The sequence below is a fragment of the Paraglaciecola sp. T6c genome (genome assembly GCF_000014225.1).
Taxonomy (GTDB): Bacteria; Pseudomonadota; Gammaproteobacteria; order Enterobacterales; family Alteromonadaceae; genus Paraglaciecola; species Paraglaciecola atlantica_A.
This window is the reverse complement of record NC_008228.1, coordinates 1,286,661-1,301,596: the sequence shown is the minus strand read 5'-3', so window position 1 is coordinate 1,301,596 and position 14,936 is coordinate 1,286,661. Positions and strand designations below refer to the sequence as shown.

11 protein-coding genes are annotated in these 14,936 nt (G+C 42.7%); 6 read left to right on the top strand and 5 right to left on the bottom strand.

All coding sequences use genetic code 11. The annotated features are described in order from the left end of the window. The first annotated feature begins 198 nt into the window (after nucleotides 1–198). The gene (locus PATL_RS05530; protein ID WP_011573944.1) at nucleotides 199–1,653 is read left to right on the top strand and encodes an oligosaccharide flippase family protein; all 1,455 of its coding nucleotides are present in this window, start codon (nucleotides 199–201) and stop codon (nucleotides 1,651–1,653) included. A gap of 183 nt (nucleotides 1,654–1,836) precedes the next feature. Here PATL_RS05530 and PATL_RS05525 read toward each other — a convergent pair whose 3' ends face one another. Then, complete coding sequence (locus PATL_RS05525) at nucleotides 1,837–2,472, bottom strand: hypothetical protein (RefSeq protein WP_011573943.1); 636 nt, start codon at nucleotides 2,470–2,472, stop codon at nucleotides 1,837–1,839. A gap of 170 nt (nucleotides 2,473–2,642) precedes the next feature. Continuing rightward, nucleotides 2,643–5,204: a right-handed parallel beta-helix repeat-containing protein gene (locus PATL_RS05520; protein WP_011573942.1), complete on the bottom strand. Its 2,562-nt coding sequence runs from the start codon at nucleotides 5,202–5,204 to the stop codon at nucleotides 2,643–2,645. A 470-nt stretch (nucleotides 5,205–5,674) separates the two neighbouring features. Between PATL_RS05520 and PATL_RS05515 the strand changes: the two genes are divergently transcribed. The 5 genes from PATL_RS05515 (at nucleotide 5,675) to PATL_RS05495 (ending at nucleotide 11,136) form a co-directional block, all read left to right on the top strand. Beyond that, the gene (locus PATL_RS05515; RefSeq protein ID WP_011573941.1) at nucleotides 5,675–6,322 is read left to right on the top strand and encodes a transglutaminase-like cysteine peptidase; all 648 of its coding nucleotides are present in this window, start codon (nucleotides 5,675–5,677) and stop codon (nucleotides 6,320–6,322) included. 21 nt (nucleotides 6,323–6,343) lie between these two features. Next, nucleotides 6,344–8,335 (top strand): bifunctional diguanylate cyclase/phosphodiesterase, encoded by a 1,992-nt coding sequence (locus PATL_RS05510; protein WP_011573940.1) that lies wholly within the window; start codon nucleotides 6,344–6,346, stop codon nucleotides 8,333–8,335. A 239-nt stretch (nucleotides 8,336–8,574) separates the two neighbouring features. Continuing rightward, entirely contained in the window at nucleotides 8,575–9,219 is a 645-nt protein-coding gene (locus PATL_RS05505; RefSeq protein WP_011573939.1) for a hypothetical protein, read from the top strand. A 112-nt stretch (nucleotides 9,220–9,331) separates the two neighbouring features. Then, on the top strand, nucleotides 9,332–10,735 hold the full coding sequence (locus tag PATL_RS05500) for an O-antigen ligase family protein (protein WP_041713403.1): 1,404 nt from the start codon (nucleotides 9,332–9,334) through the stop codon (nucleotides 10,733–10,735). Further along, nucleotides 10,732–11,136, top strand: coding sequence for a hypothetical protein (locus PATL_RS05495; RefSeq protein ID WP_011573937.1), 405 nt, complete (start codon nucleotides 10,732–10,734; stop codon nucleotides 11,134–11,136). The genes PATL_RS05500 and PATL_RS05495 overlap by 4 nt, the downstream gene beginning before the upstream one ends. 56 nt (nucleotides 11,137–11,192) lie before the next feature. Here the strand turns inward: PATL_RS05495 and PATL_RS05490 are convergent, their stop codons facing one another. Genes PATL_RS05490 through PATL_RS05480 form a run of 3 tightly spaced genes read right to left on the bottom strand, consistent with a single transcriptional unit; the run spans nucleotide 11,193 to nucleotide 14,919 of the window. Next, complete coding sequence (locus PATL_RS05490) at nucleotides 11,193–11,936, bottom strand: VpsP family polysaccharide biosynthesis protein (protein ID WP_011573936.1); 744 nt, start codon at nucleotides 11,934–11,936, stop codon at nucleotides 11,193–11,195. Then, nucleotides 11,927–12,655, bottom strand: a complete 729-nt coding sequence (locus PATL_RS05485; RefSeq protein ID WP_011573935.1) for a tyrosine-protein phosphatase — start codon at nucleotides 12,653–12,655, stop codon at nucleotides 11,927–11,929. Before PATL_RS05485 ends, PATL_RS05490 begins: the two co-directional genes overlap by 10 nt. Then, on the bottom strand, nucleotides 12,652–14,919 hold the full coding sequence (locus tag PATL_RS05480) for a GumC family protein (protein WP_011573934.1): 2,268 nt from the start codon (nucleotides 14,917–14,919) through the stop codon (nucleotides 12,652–12,654). Before PATL_RS05480 ends, PATL_RS05485 begins: the two co-directional genes overlap by 4 nt. Nucleotides 14,920–14,936: the final 17 nt, after the last annotated feature.

The following is a 14,936-nucleotide window of genomic DNA, read 5'->3' as shown; positions in this document are numbered from 1 at the left end:
GTACCCGCAAAATACTTCAGCTCAACAAAGTGGCTCGATTAGTGCTGTGGCATAATCGCGATTTACATCAACCCCACATAGTTTACTAGCGATTTAAAACGCCAACGAGTTGCAGAAATGAGAAATGAAGACCTTGAGTCATTTACGGGCGTAAAAACACCGAACCTAGAATTATAAGATTATTATGAGAGTTATTGAATGTCGTTAAAAAAGCAGGCCGCGAAAGGTGGATTATGGATTTCGATTACGCGTACCGGGATAAATGTTATTGATTTTGCAGTGTTTGTTTATCTTGCTCGTATCCTCAGTTTGGAAGACTTTGGTTTAGTGGCGTTTTGTATGCTTTTTGTTGAATTTGCGAACATCGCGGTAAATGCCGGGGTCAACCAAAACATCGTACAGCGCAAAAATTGGGATGAGCAGTACGCTTCAAGCACTATGATCTATGTGGTTGGCCTTGCTATGGTCGTTGCAGCTGGCTTAGTATTTATTGGCGCTCCAATTGCGTATTACACCTACTCACACTTAGCAGCCTATGTCTTTATGAGCTTGGCGCCGATAACTATTTTACTGAGTTTACAAGTTGTTTTTAACGGTAAGCTGGTAAGAGATTTCAAAAATAAGCAGATGGGCGTAGTGAAGTTTATCGCTTCAATTCTTTCTGCCATCGTTATTATTACCCTTGCAGAGCTTGGATACGGATTATGGTCATTGGTTATTGGCCGCCTAGTACTCGCCTCGTTAGAGTTGTTCTTCATGTCATATATCGCTGACTTTACCCCCAAGTTTTATTTTAATAATGAGTATAAGAAAGAGCTAAGAGAGTTTTGCTTACCGCTTTTGGGATCAGCAGTTTTATCGACTGTGAACCAAAAAACGGGCTCATTATTTACAGGTCTAGTGTTGGGGCCAGCCAATTTCGCTTTGCTTAATGCAGCAAAAAGAGGCGAAACCATGATAAACCAAATCACAATGGGCTCAATCAACTCTATGGTCGTTCCCAGCTTCTCTCGCGTGAAAGAAGGAGCAAACGTCGGCGATTTGTACATTAAGCTGGTTGCTCTTACTGCAACCATCGTTATGCCAATGTTTATGGGCCTAGCGGCAATAGCAGACCCTTTTGTCACTATTATCTTCGGAGATAAATTTAGTCAAAGTGCTGTTTTTATGAGTATATCCGCCTTCGTTATGTATCCTGCCATTATCGGATGGTTTTTGCCTACTTTGCTCGTGTCTCAAGGCAGAACTAATGACGCATTTAAATTAACTATTATTAGTGTAACCAATAGTTTATTAGTAGCGGGGTGTACCATTTGGTTTGGAATTACAACCATGTTGATTAGCATTGTGATTGCGAACTTTTTAGTACTTCCTATACGTTTCAAAATTGTAGGCCAGCACGTTTCAATTAATATCAAGAAATTGATTTTTTCTGTTTTCCCGCCTTACTTTAGCGCGTTTGCCATGTTTGTAAGCATTATGCTGATTAAACAGTTTTTAACCCCAGTCATTTCGAATCAAGTCTTATTGCTAGTGTTACTGATAATAGCGGGATGTATAAGTTATCCATTATTTAGTTTCTTATTTTTTTATAAACATACAATTGAAGAAGTGAAGCAAATGAAAGGCATGTTTTTTAAAGGCAAGAGGTGAGTCTCATTAGCATTGGTGAATCTAACGTGAAACAGTAAAAGTCAGAGCTATTGAGTCATCATTTAGAAATAATGATTAAAAATTTTTCGGCTCAACGTATGAATTAAGTTATTAAAGGCAATAATAATTGCCTTTAATAATAGTCCGTCTTACCCCATACATCCTCAGAGCCTTTATAAGCGCTTAGCGAATAGCTTTTCGATATTTCGTAGCCAATAGCAGTAAAAGTGAGAGCATGAAAAAACAGATCTGTTTGGGTTCGCTTACGTTTATCGCTCTGACTAGTTGCACACTGTAATAGCCGGATGAAAAGTCTACCGTTAAACGTCTTGAGTCCGGATAGATCCCCGCGGCAGGGTCCCAATCAGTGTAATACGCCCCTGCTGAACGAAAGGCTCCGTCGTTATCCACATCATTGCCAAATATTATGTTTGACATCCCCCCGAACTCGTTGAAACTAACACCGAAAATAGTAATTAAATCCTTATAGTCATCTACCGAGATAAAATCATTCACTCCGCTGTTTTCACCTTGGGCCATCGACCAGTTAACCCCAGAGAGAAAGTGGCTGTACATGCCTATTATTTCATCACTGGAGGCGAGTCGCCAACCGTCCGCGGCATACAAGCCTAAAGCTTGGTTGATTGACACACCCGCGAGGGTGTCCCAACGCGTCCAATTCAGTCCGTTACCGGTAATTATATTGGTGGAGGTATCGAGAGAAAAATCGTTTTTCTTAATGATCGAGGCATTTGTTGAATGACATAGTAATAAAGTAGCGAAAATGCATATATGCTTAACTAACGTTTTAACTTTCATAATTCATCCTTGTCGACATTAACCAAATATAGTTTTTAACGTATTTCTGATTGAAAGAAATGTCAAAATTTGGCGATAGAAACAAGTTAGTTTCAACTATATTCTTAATCCTATCGCACTACAATTTGAAGACTTACGCTAAATTTATTCACTTTTCACAACGTCACATTTTATTTATTCGATATCCCGACTTGAGTTATTGAATTAACAATATTTTGTTGAGTAGCGGTGGGCTCTATAAACTTGACGTTTTTGAATGAGACTTCGGCCAGGGTCCCCGTGGGATTATCATCGTCTAAAACGAAAACGAGTCTATCAATCTCTCCGGTAGACATTTGACCTATGGGCAAAGTGATGGTTTGAAAATCGCCGACATTGGTATATTTGTAAGCATTATTTGACCATTGCTGGGTACCGCTGAATTTGTATAGCCTTGAGCTTGTCAGTTGATTGTCGTTCTCAAACGCAATACCCACGATTTCACCTGCTCCGTTATTTTTCAGCTCGAACGTCAAGGTTGTTTGAGGTGTGATTTCGTATTCCCCCTGCACACTCTTCCATGTATTTCCAAGCAGGGTAAGCGTAGCGCCTGTATCGTTTATAATATAATCCCCAGCTTCGTCCTGGGTATCGAATGATTTTATGGCTGTATCGTTAAAATTGATCGCAGCATTCGACTCGCCAACACCCGAGTTAGTTTGAGCTAATATGCTTTGGCTCGCAGGCGACGTGCTTGAGAAGTTGGAAATGATAAAGCGCTCGTCGACTTCTAAGTCAAAACTTGCACCAGTACTATTGATATTTTCTATTTGTGATAGTTGATAAGACCAAGGATGGTAAAAGTCAGATCCCATATTAGCTTGCACTGCAGGAGCTTGGTAACTGCTATTGTAGATAAGGTTATTGATGAATTCTGAACTAGCATATTGTTCAACATCGTATATGCCCTGCCCCATTTTGGTCCAATATTTATCATGGATTAACACATTGTTTCTTGCATTAACCCAGAAAGTATAATCACTTTCGAACCTAGACGCAGTAATGCCATTGCTGCTGGTTACAATCAAATTTTCGAAAATATTAACCACCCCTGCTGGGGCTGACATTAAACCACCGAGCTTTATGGCCGCCCACGCTTTTTGTCTTTCATCACCTAAATTGTGAATATAATTATTGAAGATATAACTTGGACCCAACATATTGGGGATCGCGCTTATTCCGCAGTAGCCTTGCTCTAGTTCATTGTCGTAAAACAACACGTTGCTTTGCCCACCATCAAGTTCGATGAGGTCGTCATTTGCATAAGCAAGATAGTTATTATGTATCGCCGAATCTCTAAGAAAGCCCCCCCACGAACGCGCATTTGCGCGGCTTTCAATGACGTCGTTAAATCTTTTAGCATCAGTACCATAAAACCGATTATTGCGAATAATGTATTGTCCTCGGTACTCCTCTACCGAGTGACGAGCAGCCAACAATAGTGCGCTAGGGCCATAGGGATGCCCGTACTGCCAATGATTTGCCTTGCCCTTAGGACTGTGTATTTCGCAGTTTTCAATGGTTACTACCCCTGTTTCTTGGAGGAAGATACCGGAGTCGTAATTTATCGCCTTGGTACTTTCAACATTCTCATAAGCCACACCATCGCGCATATCACCTGCAGCTCGTCCAAACTCAGATATGTCGCAGCCGTCTATCCATAAGTGATGTGCTTGTTTGGCACCGATGCCATACAATCTGCCCCCTTTCACGGTTATGTTTTCGAATTTAATGTAACTCTGCCCACCTATATCAATGGCGGCATTGTCACCTTCAGCAGCGACGATCTCAGTACCATCACCAATAATCAGCGCCCACCCTTCTTCGCTGCCTTGAATACCCAAGGTTGTTAAATCGAGTTGTCCGCCTGTATATATATCAGAGAGATAGTAAATCTTATCTGGGTCAATAGGTGGGGAGTTAGGACGAGTTTGAAAGCTGTATTGTTGCTGATCGATAATTTGACCATTTTCTACATATTCCAGCTTTACCTCGTATACGGTTTGAGGTTCCAAACGCACGATTGACCCCGATAGAGCCCCTTGTATCGGCTCCCATTCTAACGCTAAAGCCGGTGTCCACTGGGTTGCTCCAGATGGCTTAAACCACAGTCGTGTATCAGTATCTTCGCTTTGGTTATAAATGGTGATACTCGCGGAATGAATGAGTGGCACAATCCTATGGTCTAAATCACTTGATGTAGTGGCGGGAAACAATCTGGCTGGATCTAGTCCAGCTTTAAGCGCAGCTGATTCTAAAAGCGTACTTTGGATTGTTGAGTCAGCATATAACTGTTCTAGCATTCGATACGCATCAATTGGATATAGACGTAAAGCGAGCGTTACCCATTTACTAGCCATTTTTGAATCACTTTCAATCAATCTGATAACGGCCTGTGTTACATCTTGTGAGGTAGTGATTTCTTTGAGGAGTATTGCCGTATCTTGCTCATTTTGTATTAGAAAGCGATTAGATTTTTTTGAGCTGATGCTAGGATCTTTCAGCATACTGACAATCTCACTACGACTCGTGATTTTTTGCTGATTTATTTGATTGACTAAATAGTCACCAAGTTGACCATTTACCGCATAATGCTTAGGCGCATCAAATTGCGCGCAGCTTGCCAGGCCAAGAAGAATTGTCGCCATTAACAGATGTGCACCAAAGCCCATGATTTTGTTCAGCTTGACCATAATCAGTTATCCTTTTAGTTGCTCATTGAGATATTTAAGAAATGCTGAATAGCATTACTGCGAAACGTTAATAACCGTGCTGATCTTAAAAAGGTGTTGTGTGAATATGTTTACGCCACCTATTTTTACCCAAAAAATAGCAAAAGTACATGTTTCAGGATCGCTTATACCTCAAGTGAGCCCGCTTTATACCTACATTTTAAGACATTTAAATAAGGTCAATATGTTATTTAATACTCAGCACTAAGTGAATAATATTTAAGAATACTTTGCTTAATAGAAATAGGTTGACGTACTATTAATGCTCATTATCTTCGTAACATACTGAAAGCCAAATATATTAAGGTATTATCGGCCAATTATAATGAAACGATGACACGACTGTTGGAACACTTCAGCAATACTCAATAAGTTTGGCTCACCACAATCATGTATTGAGTGAATAGCAGATAAAGGACCACTCTTCTTTTATGCGTTTTTTTTGTTATTTCATTACGATAGTGTTGATTTTATTCATGTTACGCGCGGTAGCGGATAGCAACATTATATTTAACGACGCGTTATTTAATAAAGTACGCAGCGAGTATGACAATGAAGCACTAGAGCGTGTTAGAGCATGGCAGGAACTCCTCAGCAATAACCTCGATATTCCCGTTGATGAAAAACTCTACAGGGTGAACAATTTCTTCAATGAGCTTGAATTTGTCGACGACATCAAGCATTGGGGGAAAGACGATTATTGGGCCACGCCAGTCGAGTTTTTAGCCTCCGATGGCGGAGATTGCGAAGACTTTGTAATAGCTAAATATTTCAGCTTAAAAGAATTGGGCGTTCCCGCCGAAAAATTACGCTTGATGTATGTTACTGCAACCCGCCTGCGCCAAGCCCATATGGTGCTGGCCTATTACGAACAATCAAATTCAGTGCCTTTGGTACTCGATAATATTAATAGACGTATTTTACCCGCTTCACGCCGCCGCGACTTATTACCCGTTTACAGCTTTAACGGTGACGGCCTTTGGTTGGCTAAAGAACAAGGCCGAGGCCAGAAAGTACAGCAAGGGGGTAATAATAATTTATGGAACGATTTAAACCAACGAATGCAATTAGGCGATTAATGATGCTTGAGGAAACCCGTTATGCCACTGTCTAGACAATTGAGCTTAAGCTTGCTCGCTGTGTTGATACTCGTGTTTATAGGCACACTTTGGATCAATACTAACAACACGCGAGATTTTGTTGATCAGCAACTAGCGTCACACGCACAAGACACGGCGACATCGCTTGGTTTATCCATTGCCCCCTACGTGGCAGTGCAGGAAGACTTGCCTGTGGTAGATACCATGATGAATGCTATTTTTGACCGTGGTTTTTACCAAAGCATGGTGCTGCGTGATGCCAACCAAAATATATTGCTCGAAAAACACAACCCAAGTACGGTTGAAGGTGTCCCTAAGTGGTTTCGGGAATTATTGCCCCTTACCCCACCAGAAAGCGTTTCCGATGTGAATGACGGCTGGACGATGGCAGGCACTTTAGCAGTGCAAAGTCACCCTGGGTTTGGGTATCAACAATTGTGGCAAAATGCGGTGCAGTCTTTTTGGATGATATTAGCCGTATTTATCGGTGCTCTAGTCCTGTTATATGTTTTGGTCAAAATGATCACTACGCCTTTATTGGCTTTGGTGAAACAGGCTGACGCCATCAGTAAACAGCAATTTGAACAAATTGCGACGATCCCCCGTACCCCTGAATTGAAACGTATCGTGCTAGCGGTAAATAGAATGTCTGCTCAGCTAGCTAAGCTGTTTACTCAGCTGTCGAGCCAAGCTGAACGTTACCGCGATTTTGCCTATCAGGACACGCTTACAGGTGTTGCTAACCGCCGGGCGTTTGAACTGGCTTTTGAACAATTACTCGCTGATAGCGAGCAACATTCACAGGGTTATTTACTGCTTATCCGTTTGACCAGCTTAAACGAAGTAAATAGTAGTTTGGGTTACCAGGCGGGTGATGAATATGTCACTCTTGTTAGTCAAGAATTGCAAAATGCGCTTGCTCAACAAGACCTCAATGGAACCTTGTTTAGGGTTTCAGGGGCTGATTTTGTGATGCTATTAGAAGATATTGCTCAGCAACCCACTGTTAGCTTTGCGCAAAGTGTTATTAGCCAACTCAATGCCATTGAAAAAAGCGAGTATAGATTAGGCACGGCTCATGTCGGTGTGGGATCATTTAGTTTTGGCGACACTCGCACGGATGTATTAGAACGAGCAGATAATGCCCTTTCTGGTGCGAGTGTTAGCACAGATAGATGGCAGTTAGCACAACAGGAAGACGTACATCACAGCAACTGTGAATGGCGCGCGCAATTAAACACTATTTTGCAGCAGAATCACGCAGACTTTGTCGCTCAGCCAATTCAGACTAAGCAAGGCGAGACGCTCTACGCCGAGTGGTTTGCTCGTTTCAGTTCAGGTACTGCTGCATCTGCGAATAAGGCTGATAGCTCAGAACATAATAAGACTGATAGCGACAATAAAGCTCACGGTTACTTACCCATGGGCCAACTGGTACCCGCGTCGGTCAGGCTCAATTACGCGCAAAAACTAGATGAGTTGTTAATCGCGAGCGCATTGGCGCAGTTGCCTAGTCAGCAGCATGCGATTGGCCTTAATGTATCTCGTTTATCACTAAGCCAAACTAGTTTTCACCAGTGGCTTATCAGCGCTCTCCCCCAAGATAGTGCAGCCTGCGCAAAATTAGTGCTCGAAATACCAGAACGGGCTTTGGTTAATGGCACACAGGACTTAATGCGCTTTATTCAGCAGTTGAAGTCGCGCGGCGTTAGGATCACAGTAGAGCGCTTTGGCGCACAATTAGCTGCAATCACACACCTTCGCAAAATCCGCCCTGATTATTTAAAGCTAGATGGGCGTTACGTGCGCAATATTCACAATGAGCCTGACAACCAATTATTTGTTCAATCTTTGGTCAACATCGCACACGGCCTGAACATCCAAGTCATCGCTGAAATGGTGGAAAGTGAAGCTGAAGCGAAATGTTTGACTGATTTATTCGTTGACCATTTGCAGGGCTATTACATCGGTATGCCGGTCGATACTAAATAAGCAAATGAGTGTAGTACTGTTAAAGGGTTTCAATTGTGCTTAAGTCAATATAAACAAGGCATAAGTTATCAGTTAACCCTCACTCAATGAGTATTTAATTTCTATCAGCAAAATACTGATAAGACTCGTTTTTTTACCTGGTCGACCTTAGTCTAGTATTGCTTTTTCGACCGTCTAAACTTATGATTGCAGCGTTTGTTGTGAGTTTTAAGCTCACTCCTCTATTTTTCGGAGTTTTTATGCGACATTTTTTAACCTATTTATTTTTGTCTAGCGTGATGGTTGTATCACACGCCCATGCTCAACAGACAGAATCCACTCAACAGGTGAGTGCAAATGACGCGGCTCTAACTGAGCAGGAAAACATTCTCTTCGGAGATGAAGATCAACCTGGGCGCACGATTCATAGCGCGATAGTCACTCTGGTTCAAAGCGGAGCGACGTTGGACGAAGCAGTAAGTCAAACCATTGCAAATGTGACCCGAGAAGACGATGCTTTGATAAGTGGCACAGCGAGATTAGTCGTTGGGTTAAACACAAAAATTAGTGCAAACTTCATGCGCAACATGGTTGATTTGAACACGTTAACCGACTCAACCAAAGGTTCAATCGAAGCATTTCCTGGTGACGCTGGTGAGATTATACGATTGGCGGTCACACTTTACCCCAGCTTTGCTCAAGACGTTATTGACTCAGCTATCACGACCGGTGAAATTGAACCTAACGATGCACTATTAGCCGCAATTTCGGCAGGTGCTGACCCAACAACCGTCTCAGCAGCTACCGCAGCAGGTGCTAACGTTGCTGTAACAGCGGCGCCAGCTGGAACAGGTGTCGGCGCAGGTGGTACGGGTGGCGGGGATACCACTGCCTCAACAAATTAAATGATTTAGTATTTTTAAAAGCCAGCGATTTTCGCTGGCTTTTTTGTTTATAATCATTCAGTTGTCACTTTCATTCCGTTTACCACGCATTCAAAATAGCTAAAGGGATCCTTTGAATACCAAACTTCATAGCTACTCGTTTTATATCTTATTAGGTTTGCTTGTGTGGTTACCTATCCCATTAGGCTCAAACCGCCCTTGGGCTTGGGGCTTGATGGAAGTCGTTATTTTCTCATTGTCTCTGGCGTGCGCGTATTTGCGAAGAACAAGACCTTGGATGGGCTTACGTGCTTACAGACTGCCAATAGGTCTCTGGTTGGTTTTCTTGGGATTCGCCATCATTCAGATTATCCCCTTACCCGCCTCTGTTATAAATGCCCTGAGCCCGATGAGTTATGAAGCTCAACTACATTATGGTGTTGAGCAGTTTCATCTATCGTTGGATATTGGTCAAAGCTATATCAATTTGCTTAAAAGCCTTAGCTATTTCTGCTTGCTCATTGTTGTATTAGTGTTAGTGGATACTGAAAAGCGCTTACGATTGATTTTGCTTACCATGTTAGCCAGTGGCGCGATTCAAGCCTTATACGGCACACTAGAGATTCTAGCTGGCAACGAGTACAGCATGATTTTCGGCTTACCTGTCAGTGATGTGGCGACGGGTAGCTTTGTTTACAAAAATCACTTCGCTAATTTCTTAGTGCTGACTTTATCAGCTGGTATAGGCTTAATGGTAGCCAGCCTGCAAGGTAACCAAAGTGGCAGTCCTAGAGATATTATGCGCTCAATATTGTCGACGTTACTGGGCAGTAAGGCACTGATTCGCATTAGTTTGGCCATCATGGTAATTGCGCTGGTTATGTCTCGCTCACGAATGGGGAACGCAGCATTTTTTGCGGCTATGACCCTGATAGGAGTTTTGGCTCTGGTGATAATTAAAAACCGCAGCCGAGGCTTGTCCATTTTAATTGTTAGTATGTTCGTGATTGATGTTTTTATAGTCAGCGCATGGTTTGGACTCGATAAAGTGCAAGAGCGTTTAGAGAGCACCAACCTATCTCAAGAAGGCAGAGGTGATGTTGTTACGGACGCTATGCCTATGCTCTTAGACTTCCCCTTATTCGGTAGTGGTGGTGGTAGTTTTTATAGTACCTTTCCTAGCTACAAGATATCTAATATTCACTCGTTTTACGACCATGCGCATAACGATTATCTGCAAATGGCGATTGAATACGGAGTCCCCGCGACACTATTTTTAGCTTTGCTTGTTTTATGGTGTTTTGCCAAGAGCGTGCGAGCGATGCGCAAACGTCGCCCCTCTATTTTAAAGGGAACCGCATTCGCGTGCTGTATGGCTATCCTAGGAATGTCATTACACATGACGGTTGATTTCCCGCTGCAAGCACCTGCGAATGCATGTTATTTTGTCGTTTTTTTAGCTTTGTCTTTAGCCATCAATCAGCTAAAAATAACAAGGGGTAAAAAGCGACATTCAAATAAGAAGGTAGCGGTATGAGCAAGAAGTTTAGTGGGCCAATAGAGCAAGACCCAGCGATTGTAAACTTGCTAGAACGCATGCCAAAATCCGTTCAAGCATCATTTAGTGAAGAGCAGCTATCTCACCTCAGAAATGCAGTGAGTAGCCGTCAGTGGGGTCACCACCCGATAGATTTACGTGGCACTATTCCTTGGTTTAAATATCGTTACTATTATGTTTTGTTGGCCGGAAAGAACCATCGCAGCATGACGCGCTCACAGTTGCGGGCCAACCGGTTTATTAATGCGTTTCTCCTCGCTGGCTTCATGACGTTTTCTGCACTTATTGGCGTATTACTCATATATCTATTCAAATCAGCCCTGGGAATTGATTTGTTACCAGACTATTCATTCGGCGTATGGGATTGGTTTAAAAGCTAAGCTGAATAGCCAGCTCCACAAATTTTCAGCATTTATATGCGGATTGCTAGCATCTACTAGCGCTTAGCCTTACGAGGGGGGCAATTCGGTACCATGCGCTGCACTGACAAAGGCTCATTTCGTAACCATCGACAAACCCGCTTTCCTGCTTTGTATTGTTTTATCAACCCGAGTACTTTCTTTCTGCTTTGAGAGGCTCGTAAACCAAGAGCGATTCGATGGTAGAACTCTTCTCTAATAGTCAACAACATCGGATGATTACTAGCGTATAACGCCATACCTAATCGTACATATAAAAGATGCACCTCCGGCTTTTGCGGCCCTAATTCACTCGCTCGTTGTAGATACAATAGCATTTCATCGTCGAACTCTTGTAATCGCCACTTGACCATTGCTAGAGACGCCCAAGTCACTGACCACAATGGGCGCAACTGAGTAGCGCGTAGGTAGTGCTGTTTCGCGGCATCAAGAGCGGGTTCGGTCGGCACATAACCAGCAATCGCCCCCCACTCATCTATTTGCGCTAACAAATCTTGGTATAGCGGATGGCTTGGTTGGCTATCAACCGCAGACTCTATGGCCGTTTTGGCGGACTGATACTCTTCGATAGTCAGCGTATTGCCTTGTTCTTGCCAAGACGTCACTATGTTTTGCACTTTGTAAAAGTCGAAACTGGCGCTGATGAAGCGCATTGCGAAAAACAAGCAAACCAGTGCAATAACTGCGAAACTCACTACTGCCATATATTGCTTAATAAAGACGCGTATTTGTGAGATGTTATCAAAAAACGCTATTGCCATGCATTACCTTGAGAGAGTAGCCAAGGAGTTGTTCTAAACAGACGCTCTGCGTATTCATTACCTTTAAGTGCAGTCACTGCAATAAAAGCATCCGCCATATCGTTTGGTCGCCGGTTGATACTATGAGTATCTGAAGCAACATAAGAGATAAAATCGCGTGCTAATAATAGTTCAACAGTATCCTTTACTGGCTTAGAGAAACGACCAGTGAAAGCACCCGCTGTGGCTTGAAATAAACATCCTGTCCGCTTCAACGCGATAACTTTATCTGGGCTAGCAATAATATCTCTATTACGCTCAGGGTGAGCAATGATTGGTTGAATTTGATGTTTAATTAGCCAACGCAGTAAATTGTCAGTACCAGGGGGAATGTGGCTGTGGGGTAACTCTAGTAACATTGCATCTTTGTCTTCCCACTTACCTATAAACGGGATTTGGCCCTGTTTATGCCAGATCATGATATCTGGAGTAATGCGGATTTCAGCACCAAATGAAAGTTTAAGAGGGCAACCTGCTTGTTGTAAATGCGCGACTAACGCTTGGTAGGTTTTAGAAATAGTAGCCATGTCGTTGTCGAAATAGCTCTGATGAATATGTGGGGTACACACCATATGTGTTACCCCAACCGCAACCGATTGCTCTGCCATGGCTAATGAGGCCGCCAAATCAGGGGCCCCATCATCTATTCCTGGTAATATATGACTGTGTAGATCAATCAAGATTGTTTGTTACTGCCAGCCTTGCTTTTAGATTCGTAGTTATAACTGTTATAACCGTATTGGTCATAAAAACCCGTGTATTCACCGTGCTTTTTCGCCTTACGCAAATCGACTTGGTTTAACACGACGCCGTCAACGCGGTGACCAACTTGCAAGAAACGGCTTAAGCCATTGCTTATAAGTTTGTCGCTCGTACTATCCGCCTTGACCACATAGACCACAGAGTCACATACTTTTGATACCACAATTGCATCACTAACCGCCTGAGTTGGTGCACTATCTACAATTATGTGTTCATACCTGCCTTTCAAGTCTTGCATTAGGGCTTTAAAGCTATCAGAAGCCAACAACTCCTGAGGGTTAGGAGGAACAGTACCAGCACATATCAAGTCTATACCTGACATTTCGTCAGTGACGATACACTCTTCAAAGGTATGCGTGCCTGCAATTAAATTGGCCAAGCCCGGTTGAAACCCAGGTAAGCTGAATTGATTAGCAAGCGTAGGGCGTCGTAGATCAGTATCAATCAACAATACTTTGCTTAGCTGCCCCATAGCGAACGCTAAGTTAATAGATACCGTACTTTTACCTTCTCTGGGAACACTAGAGGTTACTAATATAGTTTTTGAGGGTTTATCTATGTTCAGTAACTGTAAGCTAGTTCTGAGAGTACGAACAGCCTCGCTAAAACTATGATGCTTGCCGTCAAAAAAGTGCCTGACAGATAAATTTTTCTTCTTGCTGTGCGCTTCCCATGGGATAAGTCCGAGCATGCGTTGCCCTAGTTTGCGTTCAACATCTTCTACAGAGCGAATACCGCTGTTTAGTGCGTCCATGGCTAAAGCTAAAAACACTCCGAAGCCTAAACTCACAATAAAGGCTGCAGCGATTATTAAACCTTTCTTTGGCTTAGATGGCGCACCAGGTGGAACAGCTAAATCTAACATACGTGCATTGGCCGACTCAAAGCCACCCAACTCAGAGGTTTCATTTAAGCGAGTGAAAAACGAACTGTAAAGTTGCTGATTAATATCCACTTCACGCTGCAATGCCTTATGGCGACTTTCAAGATTGGTCAACTTACGAAAATTTTCTTTGTTGACGCTTACTTCTTCTTTAAGTGCAGCTAATTTTAACTTGGCTGTGTTGAATTCTGTATTAACGCCTGACACTAGCGACCGAATTTGATCATTAAGGCTGTCTTGTATCGAGCGTAACTCAGCTTGAGCTGCAATCATTTTTGGATGCTTAGGGCCGTATACTTTGCTCAACTCAGACACTCGGCTTTGAGCGCCAATTTGTTCGCGTTTTACGTTTTGTACTGCAGGGTGATTAATCACCTCAGGCAAGTCACCTAGCTCTGAAATTGTAGCCCCAGAATTAACCTGATTGTAGAGTGTTTCAGCGCGGTTATAAGCGGTCTGAGCCTCCAGCAACTGCTGGCTCAACTTCTGTAATTCTTCGGCAGCTAGGCCAACAACACCATCAATATTGACTAACTTTTCAGTCTCGTAAAACTCAGATAGTCGTTTCTCGGCAGTACTTAGTTTAGCGCGCAAACCTTGTAAACTTTCGTTTAACCAAGTAGTCGCCTTAGTCGTCATATCGAGCTTTGACTCGAGATAGTTTTCAATATAAACATCGCCAACAGCATTTGCAGCTATAGCTGCAAATTTGCGGTCTTCATGCTCGAAACTAATTTCGACAATCTGCGTGTTGCTGATCGGTGTGATTTTAAGGGACTTCATCACCTGCCAAGTAGCATATCCTTTTCGGGAGTTAAGCTGCTGAGCTTCAGTAAGTTCGGTCTTTTCCTTTTGTGGTAAAAAAGGCAAAGCTGAGATGATTCCAGATTTTAAAGCGGATAACTGCTTACTTACAAAGTTAGCTTGGCTCGCTTCGTAGCCAGGTGCAAAAGTCGGGTTTTCATAAAGCTTGAGCTTTTCAACAACTTTCTCTGCAATCTGACGAGACTTGAGGATTTCATATTGAGTTTGAAAGTACTCTTTCCTAGAAGAATCGAGCCCATATACTTCCTCTATAGAAAGTACCTTGGCCTGTTTAGATTCAATCAATAACTTGGCAGTTGCTGTGTATTGCGGCGTGATTGACATCACAATGAGAGCCACCAATACCGTAATAAAAATAGCTAAGCTAATAATACGCCAAAGATAACGTCGGACTGTCTGCCAATATTGGCCCAAGTCGATCGTTTCTGAGTCCAGTAGTTTCGCCTCTAATTGTCCATTTAATTGCGCTGACATAATATAACTGAATACCT